Source organism: Peribacillus saganii, from assembly GCF_003429095.1.
Taxonomy (GTDB): Bacteria; Bacillota; Bacilli; order Bacillales; family DSM-1321; genus Peribacillus; species Peribacillus saganii.
In genome coordinates this window covers 52,007-71,595 of sequence record NZ_QVTE01000035.1, presented here as the reverse complement: position 1 = coordinate 71,595, position 19,589 = coordinate 52,007, and the positions used below count along the sequence as shown (strand labels likewise).

23 protein-coding genes are annotated in these 19,589 nt (G+C 41.1%); 9 read left to right on the top strand and 14 right to left on the bottom strand.

Annotated elements, in window-relative coordinates; translation table 11 throughout:
* Positions 1-198: 198 nt before the first annotated feature.
* Positions 199-423, top strand: coding sequence for a hypothetical protein (locus D0469_RS12900; RefSeq protein ID WP_117327152.1), 225 nt, complete (start codon positions 199-201; stop codon positions 421-423).
* A 238-nt stretch (positions 424-661) separates the two neighbouring features.
* On the opposite strand, the gene mutY is transcribed toward D0469_RS12900, so the two are convergent.
* The gene (gene mutY, locus D0469_RS12895; RefSeq protein ID WP_117327151.1) at positions 662-1,771 is read right to left on the bottom strand and encodes an A/G-specific adenine glycosylase; all 1,110 of its coding nucleotides are present in this window, start codon (positions 1,769-1,771) and stop codon (positions 662-664) included.
* 241 nt (positions 1,772-2,012) lie between these two features.
* Here mutY and D0469_RS12890 point away from each other — a divergent pair, with 241 nt between their 5' ends.
* The gene (locus tag D0469_RS12890) at positions 2,013-2,993 is read left to right on the top strand and encodes a metal-dependent hydrolase (RefSeq protein ID WP_117327150.1); all 981 of its coding nucleotides are present in this window, start codon (positions 2,013-2,015) and stop codon (positions 2,991-2,993) included.
* Between the two features lie 235 nt (positions 2,994-3,228).
* Here the strand turns inward: D0469_RS12890 and D0469_RS12885 are convergent, their stop codons facing one another.
* Positions 3,229-3,501, bottom strand: a complete 273-nt coding sequence (locus tag D0469_RS12885; RefSeq protein ID WP_117327149.1) for a YfhJ family protein — start codon at positions 3,499-3,501, stop codon at positions 3,229-3,231.
* Positions 3,502-3,621: 120 nt separating this feature from the next.
* On the opposite strand from D0469_RS12885, the gene sspK reads away from it, so the two are divergent.
* Entirely contained in the window at positions 3,622-3,774 is a 153-nt protein-coding gene (gene sspK / locus D0469_RS12880; RefSeq protein WP_117327148.1) for a small, acid-soluble spore protein K, read from the top strand.
* 69 nt (positions 3,775-3,843) lie between these two features.
* Here the strand turns inward: sspK and D0469_RS12875 are convergent, their stop codons facing one another.
* A complete protein-coding gene (locus D0469_RS12875) occupies positions 3,844-4,167 on the bottom strand; it encodes a YfhH family protein (protein WP_117327147.1) in 324 nt (107 codons plus the stop codon).
* A 258-nt stretch (positions 4,168-4,425) separates the two neighbouring features.
* Here D0469_RS12875 and D0469_RS12870 point away from each other — a divergent pair, with 258 nt between their 5' ends.
* Complete coding sequence (locus tag D0469_RS12870; RefSeq protein WP_117327146.1) at positions 4,426-5,109, top strand: SDR family NAD(P)-dependent oxidoreductase; 684 nt, start codon at positions 4,426-4,428, stop codon at positions 5,107-5,109.
* Here D0469_RS12870 and recX read toward each other — a convergent pair.
* Complete coding sequence (gene recX, locus D0469_RS12865; RefSeq protein ID WP_117327145.1) at positions 5,102-5,917, bottom strand: recombination regulator RecX; 816 nt, start codon at positions 5,915-5,917, stop codon at positions 5,102-5,104. The two genes, D0469_RS12870 and recX, sit on opposite strands and share 8 nt — an antisense overlap.
* A gap of 89 nt (positions 5,918-6,006) precedes the next feature.
* Between recX and D0469_RS12860 the strand changes: the two genes are divergently transcribed.
* The 3 genes from D0469_RS12860 to D0469_RS12850 all read left to right on the top strand — a co-directional run bounded on the left by D0469_RS12860 (position 6,007) and on the right by D0469_RS12850 (position 7,429).
* On the top strand, positions 6,007-6,909 hold the full coding sequence (locus tag D0469_RS12860) for a TIGR01777 family oxidoreductase (protein WP_117327144.1): 903 nt from the start codon (positions 6,007-6,009) through the stop codon (positions 6,907-6,909).
* A 111-nt stretch (positions 6,910-7,020) separates the two neighbouring features.
* Entirely contained in the window at positions 7,021-7,143 is a 123-nt protein-coding gene (locus D0469_RS12855) for a YfhE family protein (protein WP_199478500.1), read from the top strand.
* Positions 7,144-7,252: 109 nt separating this feature from the next.
* Entirely contained in the window at positions 7,253-7,429 is a 177-nt protein-coding gene (locus tag D0469_RS12850; RefSeq protein WP_117327142.1) for a YfhD family protein, read from the top strand.
* A gap of 204 nt (positions 7,430-7,633) precedes the next feature.
* Here D0469_RS12850 and D0469_RS12845 read toward each other — a convergent pair whose 3' ends face one another.
* Positions 7,634-8,140: a DoxX family membrane protein gene (locus D0469_RS12845; RefSeq protein WP_117327141.1), complete on the bottom strand. Its 507-nt coding sequence runs from the start codon at positions 8,138-8,140 to the stop codon at positions 7,634-7,636.
* Positions 8,141-8,992: 852 nt separating this feature from the next.
* Positions 8,993-9,604, bottom strand: coding sequence for a LysE/ArgO family amino acid transporter (locus D0469_RS12840; protein ID WP_117327140.1), 612 nt, complete (start codon positions 9,602-9,604; stop codon positions 8,993-8,995).
* A 424-nt stretch (positions 9,605-10,028) separates the two neighbouring features.
* Between D0469_RS12840 and D0469_RS12835 the strand changes: the two genes are divergently transcribed.
* Positions 10,029-10,220: a YolD-like family protein gene (locus tag D0469_RS12835; RefSeq protein WP_117327139.1), complete on the top strand. Its 192-nt coding sequence runs from the start codon at positions 10,029-10,031 to the stop codon at positions 10,218-10,220.
* A 642-nt stretch (positions 10,221-10,862) separates the two neighbouring features.
* Here the strand turns inward: D0469_RS12835 and D0469_RS12830 are convergent.
* From D0469_RS12830 to mtnA, 5 genes are all read right to left on the bottom strand, one after another.
* Positions 10,863-11,051 carry a hypothetical protein gene (locus tag D0469_RS12830; RefSeq protein WP_117327138.1) on the bottom strand — a complete coding sequence of 63 codons (189 nt, stop codon included), beginning with the start codon at positions 11,049-11,051 and terminating at the stop codon, positions 10,863-10,865.
* 178 nt (positions 11,052-11,229) lie between these two features.
* Positions 11,230-12,381: a thiolase family protein gene (locus D0469_RS12825; RefSeq protein WP_117327137.1), complete on the bottom strand. Its 1,152-nt coding sequence runs from the start codon at positions 12,379-12,381 to the stop codon at positions 11,230-11,232.
* A gap of 13 nt (positions 12,382-12,394) precedes the next feature.
* Positions 12,395-13,540 (bottom strand): acyl-CoA dehydrogenase family protein, encoded by a 1,146-nt coding sequence (locus D0469_RS12820; protein ID WP_117327136.1) that lies wholly within the window; start codon positions 13,538-13,540, stop codon positions 12,395-12,397.
* 48 nt (positions 13,541-13,588) lie between these two features.
* Positions 13,589-14,356 (bottom strand): 3-hydroxyacyl-CoA dehydrogenase, encoded by a 768-nt coding sequence (locus tag D0469_RS12815; RefSeq protein ID WP_117327135.1) that lies wholly within the window; start codon positions 14,354-14,356, stop codon positions 13,589-13,591.
* A gap of 217 nt (positions 14,357-14,573) precedes the next feature.
* Positions 14,574-15,641 (bottom strand): S-methyl-5-thioribose-1-phosphate isomerase, encoded by a 1,068-nt coding sequence (mtnA, locus tag D0469_RS12810; protein ID WP_117327134.1) that lies wholly within the window; start codon positions 15,639-15,641, stop codon positions 14,574-14,576.
* A gap of 798 nt (positions 15,642-16,439) precedes the next feature.
* On the opposite strand from mtnA, the gene D0469_RS12805 reads away from it, so the two are divergent.
* Entirely contained in the window at positions 16,440-16,697 is a 258-nt protein-coding gene (locus tag D0469_RS12805) for a hypothetical protein (protein WP_117327133.1), read from the top strand.
* A gap of 56 nt (positions 16,698-16,753) precedes the next feature.
* Here the strand turns inward: D0469_RS12805 and qoxD are convergent, their stop codons facing one another.
* Genes qoxD through qoxB form a run of 3 tightly spaced genes read right to left on the bottom strand, consistent with a single transcriptional unit; the run spans position 16,754 to position 19,584 of the window.
* Positions 16,754-17,038 carry a cytochrome aa3 quinol oxidase subunit IV gene (gene qoxD, locus D0469_RS12800; RefSeq protein WP_117327132.1) on the bottom strand — a complete coding sequence of 95 codons (285 nt, stop codon included), beginning with the start codon at positions 17,036-17,038 and terminating at the stop codon, positions 16,754-16,756.
* Between the two features lie 3 nt (positions 17,039-17,041).
* Positions 17,042-17,638, bottom strand: a complete 597-nt coding sequence (gene qoxC / locus D0469_RS12795; RefSeq protein ID WP_117327131.1) for a cytochrome aa3 quinol oxidase subunit III — start codon at positions 17,636-17,638, stop codon at positions 17,042-17,044.
* Entirely contained in the window at positions 17,638-19,584 is a 1,947-nt protein-coding gene (gene qoxB / locus D0469_RS12790; protein ID WP_117327130.1) for a cytochrome aa3 quinol oxidase subunit I, read from the bottom strand. The genes qoxC and qoxB overlap by 1 nt, the downstream gene beginning before the upstream one ends.
* Between the last annotated feature and the right edge of the window lie 5 nt (positions 19,585-19,589).

Here is a 19,589-nt window from a genome sequence, read left to right as displayed (position 1 = left end):
AGCTGCAGCTTTGTTTCGTGCGATGTCTCGCTGTTGAAAGTTTCCTTGTCTTGTGCGTCGGGCTAGACACTGGAACTAGACATTAATTCAAGTACTAAAGTTATTCTTGTTTCTCATGCATAAGGATGAACTATGTAAATAAAACTAAAGGAATGAATTTATCTATGATAATCAGTAAACAGCAAAGGAGAGTTTTCTATGTACGTTGGCCGAGATATGACTGAGTTATCAATGATTTCAATTAAGGAATGGGAAAACAGTGAGCTGGCTTATTTTCACCACTCCCTTCAACAAATGGTACCTTATTTGAACCTGGAAGGACAGACCATCCACAGGGAAATAGTAGAAGAAATCCAAAGCCGCGGTGGTTTAAAACGCTCTGAAGCCGATTATGCTCATGGTTCTGAAACTAGCTATGATTAATAAGAAAAAGCTTAAGCGCCCTTACTAAAGGGGCTCGACTACAGTTAAACGCGTCCTGTGTGCAGGGGTTTTCTGTATTTTATAAAATTTCATATCCGCTTCTAAAAAAACCATACTGCCCTGCTGACAGGAAAAGAGCCATATCTGGCAGGGCTTTGATCTTAAGCGTTTCCTCCTCCGTTCTGCAAATCGAAAAGACAGGCATCTCTTGTCAGGAACTGCTATGTTCAGCTAGTCCTCACCCTTGTTTTGTCCAAGCTTTCCAGATTTTCTGGTGAGACACCGGAAATGCATACTCCGAAAGTTCTTCAGCAGAGACCCATTTAAGTCGGTTAGATGCTAATACTTCGTCTTCAATGTCAGTTTGTATCAATCCGGCATATGCATCAACATTCCAGGTTAAATGAGAAAATACGTGGTCGATCTTCGTAAGATGGATCCCTAGATCGCAGTGGACAGCCGTTATTTCTTGAAAATCGTGTTCAAATCGTTCTCTTTTTGGAGCCAGCTGTGAATTATATTCAAAATTGGGAAATTCCCAAAGATTAGCCAGCAGGCCTTTATTTGGCCTCTTCCTAATTAAAAACCTTCCGGAGTGATCCGTTAGTATGGCCGCAACAATTTGGACATTCCTCATTTTTTTATTGCTGCTTTTAACAGGCAATTCATTTTGGAGTCCCTCCTCGAATGCTTGACAATGTCTACGGACCGGACAAAGCAGGCAAGCCGGTTTTCCCGGAACACAAATAAGCGCCCCGAGCTCCATTAAAGCCTGGTTGAAGGAGGAAGGATTTTCATGTGATATTAATTCCCTGACAGCAGCTTCAAAGATTTTCCGTGAACTCGGCTTAGCAATATCAGCATCAATGGTTAAAATGCGTGACAGGACCCGCATAACATTCCCATCTACCGCAGGTTCTGGTTTGCCGTATGCAATGCTCAAAATTGCTCCTGCTGTATAAGGGCCAACCCCTTTAAGCTTAGAAATTTCTGCTGGCGTATCAGGTACTTGACCTCCATATTCACTGCGAACCTCCTGGACTGCACTATGAAGATTTCTTACTCGTGAATAGTAGCCTAGGCCTTCCCATGCTTTAAGAATTCTCTCTTCCTCTGCATCAGCAAAATCCTCAAGGGTCGGAAACCACTCGATAAATCGATTGAAAAACGGGATAACAGTTTCCACCCGGGTTTGCTGGAGCATGATTTCAGACACCCAGACCTTGTACGGGTCCTGATCCTTTCTCCATGGCAGATCCCTTTGCTCTGTTTCAAACCAGGATATTAAGTCTTTTTGAAAAGTAGCAGCATCGATAAGTTCGAGTGCTTTTAAATTATCGGCCTTCAATGTTTGTCCTCCATGATGTTAAACTTCCGTTAATTTGGGAATATACTAATAAGATTCCTTTTTATAAGAGCAAAAAATCTGTAAGCTCATAAACTGTAAAGATGTGTATATGAATTATTAATGGCTTGTCCATTTATATTGTAATATGAGTCAAAAAGAAATCAAACTGTAATCAATTCCCTTGAAATACAATGATAGTATGCATTTCATGAGTTTGGCTGAACAGAGGAGGTTTCACTCTTTGGATACTGGCACTCATTTTGTCATGGGTATGGCATTGGGCGGCCTCGCAACTATAGACCCCGTTGTAGCCGATAATGCATTTACCGCCCAGGCAGTCATGCTGGGTACAATTATTGGTTCCCAGGCCCCTGATATTGATACCGTTTTAAAATTAAGGAATAACGCAGTATATATAAGGAATCATCGCGGGATCACCCATTCCATCCCAGCTGTGCTGCTATGGCCGCTTTTGATCACCGGCGTGCTTTACACCTTTATGCCGGAAGCCAACTTGCTCCATTTATGGATATGGACTTTTATTGCGGTTTTCCTTCACGTGTTCGTTGATATTTTCAATGCGTATGGGACTCAGGCACTTCGGCCGATTACGCCTCGGTGGGTCGCACTGGGGGTAATCAACACGTTCGATCCTTTTATTTTTGGGATTCATGTAGCAGGATTAATATTGTGGGGGTTCGGATCGGATCCGGCACTCACGTTTGTCATTATTTACGTATTCATAATGGCCTATTATGTAATTCGTTTTAGAGAACATTATAAAGTTAAAAAAGCCGTGAAATTGCACATTCCTGGTGCCAGAAAAATTGTTCTCTCACCTACGATGAACTATCACCGCTGGAAGGTGGCGGTAACAACGAAAAATTGCTACTATGTTGCCATGGCATACAATGGATATGTCACAGTATTAGACAAATTTGACCGAACCCCGCTCCCTGAAAGTGAAATTCTTGATGCGGCGAAGCATGATAAAAACCTGTCCGCTTTCTTGTCCTTCTCACCTGTTTACCGGTGGGAGATAACAGAAGTGAAAGATCATCATGAGGTCCGTTTCATTGATTTAAGATACCGCAGCAACGGGTTTTATCCATTTGTCGCTGTTGTAAAACTGGACCAAAACCTTAAGATAATCAGTTCTTATACTGGCTGGATTTTCAGTGAAGAAAAGCTGAGAAAGAGGATGAAGGTTTTACCCGAATGATTCATTGTTTTAGCTGATTCATGCTGCGGTGCAGAAAGGGCAGGCCCAAAGCCTGCCTTTTTCTGGCTAAATAAAAAAGTATAATTTTTAAACAAGTTCAGATGTCTGGATCCTGCGCCCAGCAACTTTTTTTCCGTAGGAAAATAAAGCCCCTCGAATGTTGTGACCAAGTTGCGATCAAAAGCCATCGCAACCAAAGGCCGTGGCAACCCCGGTCAGGGCCTTGCATTTTTCTTTAATGAAGAGGTTTATTATCTTTCTCTTCAAGGAGATGTTTATATTTTGGGTTAGTTGCTATAAACTCGTGCAGCTTATCTCCATAATTTTCAATCCACTGCTTTACAACCCGTAAAGTCATTTCACTCCCCGCATAGTCATGCCCGGCTTTTGCGTATGTCGCTTCAAAGTCCTCCCATAACAGATCTACCCATGTCTGGGCAAGTGAGTTCGATATATTCTTGTTTTTTTTCAATAGCATTTCTTTCAGGCTTTCGCGGTATTCCTCCATTTATATCACCTCTATGCCATAATTTTATCTTGCTCATACAACATAACTTTCCCCCTGAATCCCATACTAACAGTACGTGATTTATTTCGCGTGGTAGAAAATAGCGACGGGGGTATAAATATGAGCAATAAATATCCACTTGAAAATGAAAATGATTTCAGGCCACGCTCTAAGCCGGAATATGCATCCAAACGGGCTGATGGAACAATTAATACGAATCCTCAGGAGCGTATGCATGCATCTAACGAACGCGAATCCAGAGATGCACGATAAAACTTTTTACAAACATCTGTAATGAGAGGACTGGACAGGTCAATCGCGGAAAAATTAACCTATCATAAATCAGTTCTTTCCTTCCTTTAGCATGGAAATAGGCAATGCTTCTTCATTGCCGTTTCCATCTAACCGATATCCCCAGGCAAACACTCCGTTTAGATACTCCACTTTAAAATATGAACCTGGTGCTCCGTCTATAGCATAAATACTGCCAGGCTTGAAATCATCAGGATCCAACAAGTAGGCCTTGGCCATAACTGCTTTACGTTCAAGTACAGCAAACTCATTCACCATTCCCATTTGTTCTGCCTTCCTTGCTTTTTCCGAAAGCTGGGCAATTTCCTGCTGCAGCTCGTGTGGAGTCATTGCACTATACCTTTTCTCACTCATGAAAACACCTCAGTTATCTGTTACAATTTTTTTAACCAATTTATAAAAATGCAAACCCCATGTTCAAAGGATGAACGGCTAAAACCGCCATGTAACCAAAACCATGTTACAACCTTCATTCTTGGGGAATACCGTTCTGACATATGTTCTCACACAGCTGACGCTTTGTTGCGTCCGGCCTGCGCGTTATAGCTACACATCTGTATTTGTTATAAGTTTCTTTAACTAAACACATTGTTAAAAACATGGAGGTCCCATATGCTATCAGCTATTATTACCGGAGCCGGTTCCGGGCTTGGAAAAGAGCTGGCTCTTCAATTCTCTACAAAGGGCTATCATATCATCCTGCTGGGACGGAATGAAGCCAAACTTCAATACGTAAAGGATAAAATTGAAGCTAAAGGCGGTCTTGCCAGCCATTTTCAGTTAGACATTTCCGACAGCATCCAGATAACTGAAGTCTTAACAATAGTCAGCAAGCAATTTAAGCCCATAATTTTAGTTAATAATGCGGGCATCGGCCATTTCGGGCCTTTCGATGCCATTACAGAAACCGAAATTACTGCCATGATAAATACCAATATCTTAGGGAGCATTTTAATGACAAAAGCAACCCTGCCGCTCCTGCTTGATCAGGAGCAGAGCCATATAATCCAAGTCATCTCCACTGCAGGACTTCGCGGAAAAGCAAATGAAGCCGTTTATTGCGCTAGTAAATTTGCATTGCGTGGATTTACCGAAAGCCTGCAGAAGGAACTAGCAAAAACCTCAACAGCGGTAACTGCCGTTTATATGGGCGGGATGGACACGCCATTCTGGGAGGAATCCCATCATGTGAAAGATAAATCCCGTTTCAGGCATCCAAAGGAAGTTGCTCAGCTCATTGTTGAGCAATATAAAAATAAAAACGAGATAATTATCGAATCAAAAACTACTAGATAAGGCCCTCTCTTTCCTGTTCCAGGTAGCGTTCTATCTGTTCGATATGAAAACCTTTACGGTAAAGGGCCAGTTTCATCTTTTGTTCATATTGAAGCCCCTCGAAGTGTTGATAACGCCGACGGGCTTTTTCTGCCTGATGGCATAATGCTTCCCATTGGGCATTTTCATCTGCTGCTGTGGTTAAGCCATTTAACACATCTGTTATAATATCCCGTGGAAAGCCTTTTCTCATAAGAGATTGCTCAAGCTTCTGCAATTTTTCCCTTTCGGAAGTCTTCTGATTCTTTTGCACCGTTTTTTCAGCAAATTTCATCGCATTGTCTAATTGTAGTTCGTAAGGATATTCCTGTATTGCTTCTTCAATATCCTGGTCACTAATTCCCTTTTCCTTTAATTCCATTGTTATTAAGGAAGTTCCCTTTGTTCCGGAATTCATTTGCGTACGGACATATGCCTTTGCAAATTCGAGATCATTTAAATATTGGAAGTGGTACAGCTTATGGATTGCTTCTTGGATTATCGGGTCTTCCACCTCTTTTTGCCTTAAATGAACCCTGACTTCAGTTTCTGAACGCATTCGATGGGATAAATAATGTAATGCCATGGTAAACGCTTTTTGAATATCTTCATAAAATTTAATGTCAGTGAAATCAAACTCGTCTATTTCTTTTCCCTTTTTCAGCTGGAACTTTATTAGAACTTCTTCGTCGACGCTAAAACCGTATTCTTCACCCTTGCCTTTGTCTACATACACATTATAGCGGTCACTTCTTTTTTTCTGGGTTGTAATTTTAGTGATAATAGCCATGATAATCACTCCCTAAAGATTAATGTAACACAATTGGCGGGAGGTTTACCTAAATAAAAATTGAATATACAAAACAAGGAGGTACCGCTATGAAAATATGTATTGCTGGAGGAACCGGATTTGTAGGAGATGCCATCATTCACGAATTGCAAAAATCATATTGCCAGATATACGTGCTTACCAGAAGCCCCGAAAAATATGAATCAACAAAAAATTTGGCTTATATAAAATGGATGTCAGAGGGCTCTGCACCTGAAAAGGAATTAGAGGGAATTGATGTATTCATCAATCTGGCCGGTGAATCGATTAGCAGCGGCAGATGGTCAGAAGAAAGAAAAAAGAAAATTATCAGCAGCAGGCTTGAAACCACTCAGGAAATCATTCGTATCATTGGCAGCCTGACGAAAAAACCAGCAACGTTTATTAATGCGAGTGCTATTGGATTTTATGGGACATCAACAGATAAATTATTTACAGAATCTGAATACCATCCTGGAAATGATTTTTTGGCAAATACTGTGTACCAATGGGAAAAGGAGGCTCTTAAAGCCGAAAAAATTGGTGTAAGAACAGTGTTGGTGCGTTTTGGAATAATACTTGGGAAAGAAGAGGGAGCCCTTCCAAGAATGGTGCTGCCCTATAGGCTGTTTGCAGGGGGAAGAATAGGCAGCGGCCGCCAGTGGATGTCATGGATTCATATTGATGATGTCTCCAGGGCCATCATTCATTGTATCCAAACAAATGAATTAAGCGGACCTGTTAATTTTACAGCTCCAAAGCCAGTACAAATGGAAGAGTTTGGCCGTACGATTGCACAGGTATTGCACAAGCCACATTGGATTCCGGTTCCAGGTTTTGTGCTCAAGGCAGTCCTAGGGGAGATTAGCATACTCATACTGGAAGGCCAAGCGGTGCTCCCTAAAAAATTAATGGAAACAAACTATACATTTTTATGGCCCCATTTAAAAGATGCATTGGATGACTTGTTTTAACGGGATTTTCTTTATTTTATTTTTATATAGATTAATTCCCTTACAAAAGGGTATGGAAAATAATAAACAGGCTAAAAATGAAAATAACAGAACAAGAAGGAGCTGACAATTATGGAAAACAAGAAAAAGGAAAAAATCAAACATACGCTTTCCAGCGCACAGGAAGTGACCTACGCTCATGAATTCAAAGCAGCTGATCGTGCTGCAGGTTTTATGCCAAAAAAGCATAAATAAAGTGAGCTGGTTAGACCTCGGTTAAGTAGAATAAATCTGTCATCTTTTCAAAAGCTATATATGGGAACAAAATGTTTCTAAACGTTTCTTTTGGAGGGAGGACAATACCATGAGTGGTCAGCAAAACAACAACAAATCGTCGCTTCCACAGACACCGAAGAACATGAAAAGAGATGGTTTGGATGTAGAGTATTCTCGGGAGCTTGCGGATGCCGATGATATAGAAGCCCAGCAGCGGTCATTCGAAGCTGATCAGCGTGCAAAGAGCAGACAGCGCAATTCTTAATTGATCCTGATCAGCGAAAGCGCCTTTACAAAGGAAAGACTTGCTTAGTGCTCAGCGTGCTGTGGCAAAGCTTGTCCGACCTGAAGTATTTTAAAAGGAACTTCGACTTAGTCTGGCACGTCCTGTGATAACACACGCACTAACACACTTACAAGGGAAAATTCCAGGGAGAAAAATCTCTCCCTGGATTCCTTATGTGTTTGTTTATAAGTGAACCATTGCATGTTTATTTGCGATCCCTTTTCCGTCTCGGTCTTTGATGTAACGAATTCCGAATCTGTCAACTCCGTAATAGTAAGCCCCTGCTCCTGCGAATAAGAGGATAATTGCTATTGTATATAGGATCGGGTTTATGCTTGTCGTTCCAGCCAATAAGAATTTCATGTCCTTGAACGCTCCTGCAATAAGCGCCGTTATGGTTGCTGCCCCTAGGATTAGTCCTAGTCCAACGAGTACTTCGCCCCAGGCTACCTTGAAGCTGAACACGTCTGCATTTGGTAGAGCTACACTGTGAAGGAATGCTGCATACCATCCTTGCACTGCCGGATGTTCACCGCCTGCACTGGCGATCGCTCCCTTCATGAAACCGCCCGCATCGAAACCGCCTGTCAGCTTATGCAATCCTGCCTCAAGCCATTGTACACCAAGCCACATTCTAAGAATTGCCCATAAGATACCAATAATTGGACCATTTTTCCATGTTAAATTCATTTTAGGTCATCTCTAAGTTTTGTGAAATAGTTCACAAATGCTTCTAAAAAATTTTTCAATAAAATCTATTCTTGTAAAAATCCTCACTTTTTTTCTACACTTATAATATACTCTCATTTATTGGCTGCTGCAGCCAATTTCACAAAGCTTTCACAAACCATTTTTCATCCTTCTTATTTAATGAAATTTAGTTTCCAGAATGCTTTATTGCATATGATTAATTATCCACAACTTTGTGGATAATGTGCACAAACCTTTGAACTTATTGTTTCATCAGATGTCTGGAACACTGATTTATCCACACTATTAAGCAGGCAACCCTGTGGATAATGTGTATAAATCGGTGGATTGTTCAATTATCAGGCTTTACCGCTGTGGATATCTATAGGTAAGAAAACTCCCCTAACTGCAAAGAAAAGCACAAGCGCTCTGCTAGAGGAACGGTAACGCCAGCCATCCTGAAAGCGGAAGAACGGCTAAGACCTCCACATCCTCACAAGCTGTCGCTTTGTTTCGTGCAATGTATCGCTCCCGAGGTATTCCTTATCCTATGGCAATGCCGTTCTGACCCAGGTTATGCGGGCTCCCGGCAAGCATAAAACAGGCGCTTTTTGCCTTCCGAAGTGATTGGCTTATGGCCTCGAGGCCGACTAACATCGCCACGTCCTGTGGCGACGTCGGCACTAGCACGTCCTATGCTCCGGGGCTTTATTTTTCTACGGAAAAAGGCTGCTGAGCGCTTGAGCTAGACATCTATGCTTGTTAAAAAGATTATACGTTATAAAATAGGAGTTCCTTCACCTCCCTGCCAGCATAATATCAAAATTACCCTTCGAAATTTATCTCAGAAATTCAAAAAAAGATTGATTTACTTAGATATATGGCAATACCCCACATTATCAAGGCAGAGATCTTATTCAACAGCTGCATTAACTCCCCTGATGAGTCAATCCGGCCGAATAATCTTCCGGCCAATGCTAAAGCTGCAAACCATACCCAGGATATTATTATGCAGGTGGCACTGAATATAATTTTTTCGGTACCAGAATACTGTAATGAGCTTGTTCCTATTACTCCAATTGTATCGAGGATAGCATGCGGATTTAATATCGAGAGTGAAGCCGCGAGAATAACCTGCTTTTTTAAGGGAAATGCTTCATTTTGGTCATCCATACTGTCAGGGCGACTTTTCCAGCTCATCCACCCCATGTATATCAAAAAGACTACTCCTAGACTCATTAGCGCCAGCTCGAACCATTCGTTTGACAGCACTAGGACTGATATGCCCATAACCGCAAGGCTAATCAGTAAAGTATCACAAATCCCGGCTGTTATGATAACAGGCAAAGCCCTCCAGTAACTCGGCTGGGAAGCACCCTGTTGAAAAACAAAGACATTTTGAGCTCCTAAAGGCAAGATTAAGCCAAATGCCAACAATCCAGCATGCATTATAATATCTGTCATTTAAACTTCCCCCACTACTTATTCATCTTTCTATTTTAATAATTACATATAGAAAAATCTCCATCCAAATGGGTGGTGACACAACCAACCAAACCATCCACTAATGGTGTATGCAACATCCATGTTATCTTATAATAAGGATCTATAGGAAGAAAATAGTGTAAAAATATTAGATTGGGTTCAAATCTGTTAACCCCTTCCTTTACAAATACAAATCGAAGAATATTTAAAGGGAATTCTGAATGGAGAATGGACGATTGGTACGCAAAGTGCAATATCAAACTATTAATGGAGAAGAAAATTTGAAAACTTCATAAAATGTTCAAAAATTATGTAAGCGTTTACTGACTTTACTAGTATACTTGACTAAACGGTATTTTTTTACGACATACTTTTATACAACTAGTGAAGGGAATCAAGAACCATGATACTTAAAGAACTGGCAAATAAAACGGTAGTAACCGTTAAATATTATAAAAAAGGTTTATTGGAAACATGTACTGGACGGATTTATAAATTGAATTTACAGGAACAGACCTTATCCATACAGGACGAAAACCAACGGATATTCCCGATTCTATTTTCGGGTATACAGAAAATAGAGACTAATTGCTAAAATGAATGACTAGAGAATCTACTAAGTAGTTTTATGAAAACGGATTGCGATTGGAATATGGATGGCCTATCTTGTCGAACCGATAAAATGGAGTGAAAGTTAAAAGTTGCTCTAAACGTTAAAAACCCGCCAATAAACGGGTTTTTGTTTTTCTCGGGATAGATAAATTAGTGGTCCATTACAGGTATGAAATTATTGTCCAGTAATATGTTGATGGGCTTCGTAAATCTTTACTGTTTTCTGTTTGGTTTTTTATTGCGGCCAAAATTTGTGCAGCCCTTCTTTACCTAACCCTATATCCTCTTCTGCTTCTGTCAATCCGTAAAATTTCCCCAGTATCAGTTCCACTTCATCTCTTTCCGCAATTCACAACTTAATCCGACTGTCTGAATAGGACGATGTTCGATTTAAGGTGTAAAATTCATTGCACTTTTGCACTCCAATATAAATATTTTTAGCCAAACGACAAAAGAAAGCTGATTCTTATATTTAAGAACGTTCCCTTCAACCTTTCTATCAACCATCATTAAATTCGATAGATATGTAATCTAAAAAAGGATAATCAGCCCTCATAAAGCGCTAACTATCCTATTATCTAAAATTAATGACTCGGTGCCTTTTCTCTAATATTATGGGTAAACTTTATGCTTGGATTTCCATGATTGATTCTATATAAATGAGCCGAGGTTTAACCCTATACTCCTGAGACTTCGATTCGACCAGCTTCCTTGCTGCATCCTCAGGGCTTTCTCCTAGCACCAGGCTTCTTCCTTCCAGAACCGATTCATCCTCGACCTGGGCGTTCCAGCTAATTCGATAAGATTTATTCATTCCGCGTGTCTCCTTTAAGATGGCTAAATCGTGTTGTTTTAATAGGAAAATAGCCGTTGCAGCCACCTTTCATAATGGAAGATTAGTGGCTCTTATATACATATTATCGGTCTGCACTCTATTAGATTAACACGATTTATAAGTTCTTATAAAGGATGCGGTCAAACGGTAACTAGTTCTATCCTAGGCGTTCAAGGATGGTTGCATTTGCCATTCCATGTCCCTCGCACATCGTTTGCAGGCCATATCGTCCGCCGGTACGCTCTAATTCATGCATCATGGTGACCATCAGCCGAGCACCGCTGCCGCCCAGCGGATGGCCAAGGGCAATTGCTCCTCCATTTGGATTAAGCTTCTCAGGAGCGGCACCTGTTTCTTTAAGCCAGGCAAGCGCTACAGGTGCAAACGCCTCATTCACTTCAAATATATCAATCTCATCAATTGTCAGCCCTGATTTTTCAAGCGCTTTCTTAGTGGCAGGAATAGGGCCGGTCAGCATTAACGTCGGGTCAGAGCCAACCACGACCCTTGTATGCACCCGGAACCTGGGCTTTAACCCAAGCTCTTCTGCTTTGCTTCGCTCCATAAGCAGCAATGCTGCAGCACCATCACTAATCTGGCTTGAATTACCTGCCGATATGATGCCGCCTTCCTTAAAAGCCGACTTTAATCCAGCCAGAGCTGCTAATGAGGTACCTTTCCTTGGTCCGGAATCTTGTGCTACTACAAAATCGTTTCCGTCCTCTCCCGTAACTTTTATATGTATGATTTCTCTTTTAAAATATCCTTCAGCTTGAGCATTAAGCGCTTTTTGATGGCTTTCAAGTGCAAACCTGTCACATTCCTCACGTGTTATTCCATATTTCTCGGCAATCCGTTCCGCTGATATACCCTGATGGATCATTTCATACTTGCTCTTTAATTTCTCACTCAATCCTGCTCCCTGATAGTTGGAGGCAATTGGCACCCGCGTCATGCTTTCAACACCGCCTGCCACCACAACATCCATATCCCCAGCCAAAATTGCCTGGGCGGCAAAATGTACAGCCTGCTGGCTTGAACCGCACTGCCTGTCAATTGTCGTACCTGGGACTTCGATCGGATACCCGGCTATCAAAGCTGACACTCTTGCAATATCCCCAGCCTGTTCGCCAGACTGGCTGACACATCCTAAAATTACATCATCAATAAGCACAGGCTCGATTCCTGTTTTATTAACTAGCTCTCTTAGCACCTCTGCCGCCAAATCATCAGGCCGAATATCCTTCAAAACACCGTTTCTTCTTCCAACAGGGGTCCTTATTCCCTCTACAATAACCACTTCACGCATACAATCGCCCTTTCTATAATCCGAGATTTTTCGCGATGATCGTTTTCATAATTTCATTTGTCCCCGCATAAATGCTTGCTACTGGAATGTCACGGTATCTCCTGGCAATCTTGTATTCTTCCATATAGCCATATCCGCCATGCAGCTGCATGCATTCAGCTGCAACCTCCTTAGCCATTTCAGTCAGCTTATATTTAGCCATTGATACTTTTGTTACGATTTCCTGACCTGAAATATGGCTTGCAATCAGCTGGTCTAAAAAGGCCCTTCCCATTTCAATTTCCGTTGCCATTTCAGCTATTTTAAATTGGGTGTTTTGAAATTTGCTAACAGCTTTGCCGAATGCTTCCCTGCTTTTCACATAATTAATTGTCATCGATAACATTTCCTCTGCAGCTACTTGTGCGGCAATCGCTACAACCAAACGTTCCTGCTGCAGTTTTTCCATCAGATATGAAAAACCTTTACCTTCTTCACCCAACAAGTTTTCCTTTGGTACGATACAATCTTCAAAAATCAATTCTGCCGTATCCTGGCAGTACAATCCTACCTTGTTAAGCTTTCGTCCCCTTGAAAAACCTGGAGCATTCCGTTCAACCACTAGCAAGCTTATACCTTTATAAGACGGAACAGCTTGAGGGTCGGTCTTGCAGGCGACAATGATTAAATCAGAATGGATGCCATTTGTAATGAAAGTTTTTTGGCCGTTCAAAATAAAATGATCACCATTCAGAACGGCAGTTGTTTTAATATTAGCGAGGTCTGAGCCTGTTCCGGGTTCCGTCATGGCTATGGCACTGATGATTTCACCGGTTGTACATTTAGGCAGCCATCGCTGCTTTTGCTCATCTGTGCCATATGAAGTAAGATACGGGACTACAATGTCATTGTGCAGCCCAATGCCCACCGTTCCTGAGCCAATACGTTCCAGCTCTTCAATTATAACAACAGAAAAGCCCCAATCTGTGCCGCTGCCGCCATATACTTCATCAATGTCCGGACATAGAAAGCCTTGGCCGCCCATCTTTTCCCAAAATGAACGGGGAATAAGACGGTCCTCTTCCCATTGTTCATAAAAAGGATATGCCTCCTTCTCTAAAAACTTTCTCAATGCCTCCCGGAAGATTTGATGGTCCTCATGTAAATAAAGATGCTTCATTTTCCAGCCCTCTTTTATGTAACCGCTTGCAAAAGTATCTTAAATCTCCTATTTTGGCTGCATCCTGATTGCTCCGTCCAGCCGGATGGTTTCACCATTCAGCATTGAATTTTCAAAAATGCTTTCTGTCAGCTTGGCATATTCTTCTGGAGAGCCTAGTCTTTGCGGAAAAGGAACCATGCTTCCAAGAGTATCGCGCGCTTGTTCTGGCAACGAATCAAACATCGGTGTATGGAACAATCCAGGAGCAATCGCCATAACACGGATAGCAGATGAAGCCAGTTCGCGGGCAATTGGAAGGGTCATACTCACAACTCCACCTTTGGAAGCACTATACGCAGCCTGGCCGATTTGCCCCTCAAACGCTGCAACAGAAGCTGTATTAATAATCACACCCCGTTCTCCCGCTTCATTCAGGCTGTTTTGAGCCATTTTGACCGCTGCAAGGCGAATAACATTAAAGGTGCCTATTAAATTAACTGAAATTACCCTTGAAAACAGCCCTAGGTTATGAACCCCTTTTTTTCCAAGAAGCTTTGAGGCCGGAGCAATTCCCGCACAATTTACCAAAGCATTGATCATGCCAAAGGCCTCTGCCGCCCTGTCCAATGCTTTTTGCACATCCTCTTCATTCGTTACATCAGTTTTTAAGAATAAGGCCCTTTCGCCAAGCTCATCTGCCAGGCACCGCCCCTTTTTCTCATCCATATCAAAAATTGCAGCATTCCCCCCCTTGTTAATTATATTTCTAACCGTAGCCTCACCAAGGCCTGAAGCACCGCCGGTAATAACCGCCCTACACTCTGAGATTCGCATATATTTCCTCCCTAAAACTATTTCAGCTAATAATTATTTTAATTTTTAGAACTTACAATTAATTATATCATGCAAGATTTCTTTCTTGCGTGTCTAAAGAATTAAATTACATTAAACATTAGAAAGCCAAGACCGGTTGTCTGCCTAAAAGCATACTCCTTTTTTAAGACGAAAAAACCCTCCAACCGCAAATTTCCGGATGGAGGGTTTTGTAAATTTATTTTTTAAACATTTCTGCCAGACTGTTGCTAAATGGAGGATACGCGATTCCTTTTTCAGTAACAATTCCCGTAATTAATTCATGGTCGGTCACATCAAATGCCGGATTGTAGGTTTTAACATCCTTCGGTGCCATCGGTTTTTCATACCAAGCGGAAGTAATTTCGGAAGATGGGCGCAGTTCAATGTGAATGTCATCCCCTGTTTTACACTCCAGATCCACCGTGGACAGCGGAGCGCATACATAGAACGGTATATTATAATGCTTCGCAAGAATTGCAACACCAGAAGTCCCTATTTTATTTGCGGAATCTCCGTTGGAGGCAACACGATCACAGCCGACCAATACAGCCTGGACTTTTCCCTCTTTCATAATAATAGAAGCCATGTTATCACAGATAAGAGTAACATCTACTCCTGCTTCCTGAAGCTCCCATGCTGTTAAGCGGGCACCCTGCAATAATGGCCGAGTTTCATCTGCAAATACTTTGAAGTTATATCCCTTTTCCTGCCCCAAATAAATTGGTGCAAGGGCCGTTCCATATTTAGCTGTTGCAATGGTACCTGCATTGCAATGCGTAAGGATACCCCAGCCAGGCTCCAGTAACGATAAAGCGTATTCCCCGATAGACTTACAAACCTGCTCATCTTCATCCCTGATCAGCTCTGACTCCTCTTTAAGCGCAGCCTTCACTTCTTCAGGGCTTTTGCCTGCCTCTAGTTTAAAGCGTGCTTCCATTCGTGCAAGGGCCCAGAATAAATTTACCGCAGTAGGCCTTGAAGTTGCTAGATAATCTTTCACCTTTGTGAAATCGGCAAATAAATCATCATAGTTGTCTGCTTCCGATTGTTTTGTGCCGAGGTAAACACCATATGCAGCCGTGATCCCAATTGCCGGAGCACCGCGAACCTTCAAAAAATAAATTGCGTCCCATATATCCTTGATTTCCTTAAGCTCCAGGAAACGCTTTTCATTTGGCAATAATGTCTGATCCAATAAGATAAGCATATCGTTCTCATCATCAAGTCTTACTGACTGTATTACATCAACTGGTGATCCCATCATGGTGCCCCCTAAACATTCGTTTATAAAAAAAATTGCATATTCTAATTTAAAATCTTTCTTTTTGACATCTTATTTAAATCTTTTAACGCCAAACAAGACAGTGTAAGTATCTCTATTATAAAACTATATTAAAAGTTTATTTGATTCAAAAGTCTATTCTGAAAAAGGAAATAAGTTCTAACAAAATTTCAACTTATTATATCACAAAAAACGCAGAAGATAATTTTCAGAATATCTCCAGGCTCAGTCCCGATAATAAAAGCAGCTTTTACTTCTGAAGCTAAATGTCACTATTTATTCGTGTGCCCTTTTGACATTCTGCTAAATTAATTGACCATTTGGCTAAATAAATCTGAGTTTGGATAGATTAATTTTATAATTGAATAAATTATTTAAGAACGAAATTTTCCAGCTCTCTCATTCAGGAGAGACATTGCCCTAGGATAGAGATTTCTTATTTATTTTATTCCTGGATTTTATTAGAAATCCCAAAAAAAACCTTAGTTCCTTTTAATGTTTTTTCAGGCTTGCAACTTCTGTATCTGATAGAACCCTTTATTGATAGCTGTCCAGATAAAGGAAAGATTCTCAAATTCCATTCTAAGGTCCAGTGTTTAAGTACGGCCCACAATAGATGGTATAAACAAAATGATACCCTCAATCTTTGTTTTGGAAATAAAAAATAATATTTCACCTTTAACTCTTTAGAAGTGTCAAGAAAATTGTACGAAAAAAAGTAAAAAAGTTTTGACAAATTTGTGAACTAGAGGAATAATATATATAAGGAGGAGGATTTAAATGGGATCTAAAGTGAACATGTTAAATGCTACTAAGTATGTCGGTGGTGCCGTGTTTTTATTGGGAATTGCCATTTTTTTATACGGTTTCTTTGTAAGCGATTACAGCGCAGTGACAGGAATTGGTATTGGCACAATAATGGGTTCTGTTTTTATTTTTCTAATGGGAATGTTCTTCATTGCAACGGAAGAGATGCTTGAAAAAAGATATAAAGGAATTAAACTCAGTCCAATAAATAATAGAAAACTCACGGAGTAATGAGTTTTCTAAATAGAAAAAGGAGTGCCGCTTCGGCACTCCTTTTCTTTGTTTGGTTAAATATAACCCCAGATCATACATAGCAGTGTACCCAATATGGTAATTAACGCCATGGCAACTCCGTAGTATATGTTCGTATAGATTGCCCCTTTATCTTCCGTTTCACCGGCATGCATAAACACAACCAGCTGAAGGCCTGCCTGAATAAATGCTGTTACAAGCAGGATGGTCATGCCAGCAGCAAATGACATGTCCATGAAATAAACGATGAGAGCAACGGCCGTAAGGATTAGGGAGAATACAAATCCCATTACTTGTTTAGCTGGAAATAATTCTTTCATTTTTTACATCATTCCTTTCAGGTAGACGAAGCTGAAGATAAAGATCCAAACTACGTCTAGGAAATGCCAGTAAAGTGAGAAAATGAATGATTTATTAGCTGTTTCAGGAGTCAAGCCGCGTTTCTTAATCTGCAGCATGATGAACAATCCCCAGAATAAACCTAATGTAACGTGCGCTCCGTGTGTTCCTAATGTTGTTAATAGGATAGAGGTAAATGCGCTCGTTTGAAGGCCTGCTCCAATATGGACATAGTGAATGAACTCGTAAATTTCAACGCTCAAGAACCCTAAGCCAAGAAGGAGTGTGATGCCAAAGAATATCATCATTGCTTTTTGTTTGCCCAGGCGCATGGCATGGATGCCAAGGCCTATGGTAAAACTGCTTGTTAGAAGTACGATGGTTTCAATCAGTACTGGAGTAATCTCAAAGATTTCTGCTCCCGTAGGCCCGCCAGCCGTACGGTCAACCAAGGTGAAATATGATGCAAAAAGCGTTCCGAAAAGCATAATTTCGGCACCAAGGAAAATCCAGAAACCCAAGATTTTTAAGCGATTTTCTTCAGTACTATATTCAAGTGGAAGCGAGTTATCTATTTTCATTATTTAGCACCTCGCAATTTTGTTTCAGTCTCTTCTATTTTTTCAACGGAAATGTAGTGCCCGTGGTCTTTTTCAAATGAACGAAGGGCCATAGTAACAAAAATACCTATAGTAGTGATAATCAAAGGAACCCAAAGTCCAAATACAAATGAGAAGCCCCAGGCAAAGAAAATGCAGCCAATAATAAACGGCATTCCGCTGTTATTTGGCATGTGAATCTTTTCAAATTTGTCTTTGAAAAGTACGTGGCCTTTCTTTTTAGCATCCCATAAAGGTTCAATAGAATCTGCTTGCGGTACAGCGGCAAAGTTATATTCCGGTACCGGAGTGTGAGTTGCCCACTCAAGGGTGCGTGCGTCCCAAGGATCTGCACTGATATCTCTTGAAGCGTAACGGGTGCTATAATAAATGTTATAAACGATCAATATAAATCCGATTCCCATAATAGCTGCTCCGATAAATGAAACCATATTCAAGGGACCGAATCCAGTTGATTCAGAATAGGTGTACATCCTTCGTGCCTGGCCATCAAGCCCAGTAATATACATTGGCATAAATGCCAGGATAAAGCCGATTGAAAGCAGCCAAGCTGTCCATTTGCCGATTTTCTCATTTAGCATGAAACCAAACATTTTTGGCCAATAATAAGTGAGACCTGCAAGCATTGCAAATACTACACCCGGAATGATTACGTTATGGAAGTGAGCGACTAAGAACATTGTATTATGATACTGATAGTCGGCCGCTGACATCGCAAGCATAACCCCGGTAACTCCGCCCAGTGTGAAAAGCGGAATGAATAGTATTGCATAAAGCATTGGAGTAGTAAATTCAATTTTTCCTTTATAAAGCGTGAACAGCCAGTTAAAGATCTTAACCCCTGTCGGTACGGCAATTGCCATTGTCGTAATAGAGAAAATGCTATTGGTTAATGCTCCCTGGCCCATAGTAAAGAAATGGTGAGCCCATACTAAGAAGGAGTATGCTGCAATAACAACCATTGAATACACCATGGACTTATAGCCATACAGGTTACGGCGAGCAAAGGTTGAGATAATTTCACTGTAAATACCAAATGCAGGCAGGATTAAGATATAAACCTCAGGATGGCCCCAAACCCAGAACAGGTTGGCCCAAAGCATATCCATACCGCCATTATCTGTTGTAAAGAAGTTTGTTCCAAAGAGCCGGTCCATTGTTCCCATCGCAAGTGCCACTGTTAATACAGGGAATGCAAAAACGATGATAAGGTTTGCAACAAGTGAAGACCAAGTGAACATAGGCATCTTCATCATTGTCATGCCAGGTGCTCTCATTTTAAGAATGGTAGTCATAAAGTTGATACCGGTCATCAATGTACCAATACCCGCTATCTGAATAGCAATCATATAATAATTTGTTCCAACTGATGTACTAAAGTCATTTCCTGCAAGCGGGAAGTAAGAAGTCCATCCTGCATCAGGAGATCCCCCGACTACGAAAGAGATATTGAATAGCATCGCTCCCATAAAGAACAGCCAGAAGCTTAATGCGTTTAAGCGCGGGAATGCTACATCACGTGCCCCGATTTGCAATGGAACAACAAAGTTCATCAAGGCCATGATAAATGGCATTGCCATAAAGAGGATCATAACGACCCCGTGAGTTGTGAAAATTTCATTATAGTGCTGTGCATCCAGCAGCTTAGCATCAGGAGTAGCAAGCTGGGCGCGCAGCATAATAGCGTCGACCCCACCGCGGAATAACATTAGCAAAGCAGATATTAAATACATAATACCGATACGTTTGTGGTCAACAGTTGTCAGCCATTCACGCCATAAATATCCCCATTTTTTAAAATGGGTTAACCCTGCAATTACAGCTAAAGCAGTAAGACTGATAGCAACCATTGATGCGTAAATCGCAGGGCTGGGATGCGGAACCGCAAATCGATCAAAGAATTCCATGCATT

Coding starts and splice junctions, on each gene's coding strand:
- qoxB (WP_117327130.1), bottom strand. CDS start 19,584: ATGGAATTCTTTGATCGATTTGCGGTTCCGCATCCCAGCCCTGCGATT.
- D0469_RS12850 (WP_117327142.1), top strand. CDS start 7,253: ATGAGTGGTCAGCAAAACAACAACAAATCGTCGCTTCCACAGACACCG.
- qoxC (WP_117327131.1), bottom strand. CDS start 17,638: ATGAAAATAGATAACTCGCTTCCACTTGAATATAGTACTGAAGAAAAT.
- D0469_RS12860 (WP_117327144.1), top strand. CDS start 6,007: ATGAAAATATGTATTGCTGGAGGAACCGGATTTGTAGGAGATGCCATC.
- D0469_RS12805 (WP_117327133.1), top strand. CDS start 16,440: ATGGGATCTAAAGTGAACATGTTAAATGCTACTAAGTATGTCGGTGGT.
- D0469_RS12820 (WP_117327136.1), bottom strand. CDS start 13,540: ATGAAGCATCTTTATTTACATGAGGACCATCAAATCTTCCGGGAGGCA.
- D0469_RS12825 (WP_117327137.1), bottom strand. CDS start 12,381: ATGCGTGAAGTGGTTATTGTAGAGGGAATAAGGACCCCTGTTGGAAGA.
- sspK (WP_117327148.1), top strand. CDS start 3,622: ATGAGCAATAAATATCCACTTGAAAATGAAAATGATTTCAGGCCACGC.
- D0469_RS12900 (WP_117327152.1), top strand. CDS start 199: ATGTACGTTGGCCGAGATATGACTGAGTTATCAATGATTTCAATTAAG.
- mtnA (WP_117327134.1), bottom strand. CDS start 15,641: ATGATGGGATCACCAGTTGATGTAATACAGTCAGTAAGACTTGATGAT.
- D0469_RS12815 (WP_117327135.1), bottom strand. CDS start 14,356: ATGCGAATCTCAGAGTGTAGGGCGGTTATTACCGGCGGTGCTTCAGGC.
- D0469_RS12885 (WP_117327149.1), bottom strand. CDS start 3,501: ATGGAGGAATACCGCGAAAGCCTGAAAGAAATGCTATTGAAAAAAAAC.
- qoxD (WP_117327132.1), bottom strand. CDS start 17,038: ATGAAAGAATTATTTCCAGCTAAACAAGTAATGGGATTTGTATTCTCC.
- D0469_RS12845 (WP_117327141.1), bottom strand. CDS start 8,140: ATGAATTTAACATGGAAAAATGGTCCAATTATTGGTATCTTATGGGCA.
- D0469_RS12870 (WP_117327146.1), top strand. CDS start 4,426: ATGCTATCAGCTATTATTACCGGAGCCGGTTCCGGGCTTGGAAAAGAG.
- D0469_RS12835 (WP_117327139.1), top strand. CDS start 10,029: ATGATACTTAAAGAACTGGCAAATAAAACGGTAGTAACCGTTAAATAT.
- D0469_RS12830 (WP_117327138.1), bottom strand. CDS start 11,051: ATGAATAAATCTTATCGAATTAGCTGGAACGCCCAGGTCGAGGATGAA.
- D0469_RS12875 (WP_117327147.1), bottom strand. CDS start 4,167: ATGAGTGAGAAAAGGTATAGTGCAATGACTCCACACGAGCTGCAGCAG.
- D0469_RS12840 (WP_117327140.1), bottom strand. CDS start 9,604: ATGACAGATATTATAATGCATGCTGGATTGTTGGCATTTGGCTTAATC.
- recX (WP_117327145.1), bottom strand. CDS start 5,917: ATGGCTATTATCACTAAAATTACAACCCAGAAAAAAAGAAGTGACCGC.
- D0469_RS12855 (WP_199478500.1), top strand. CDS start 7,021: ATGGAAAACAAGAAAAAGGAAAAAATCAAACATACGCTTTCCAGCGCA.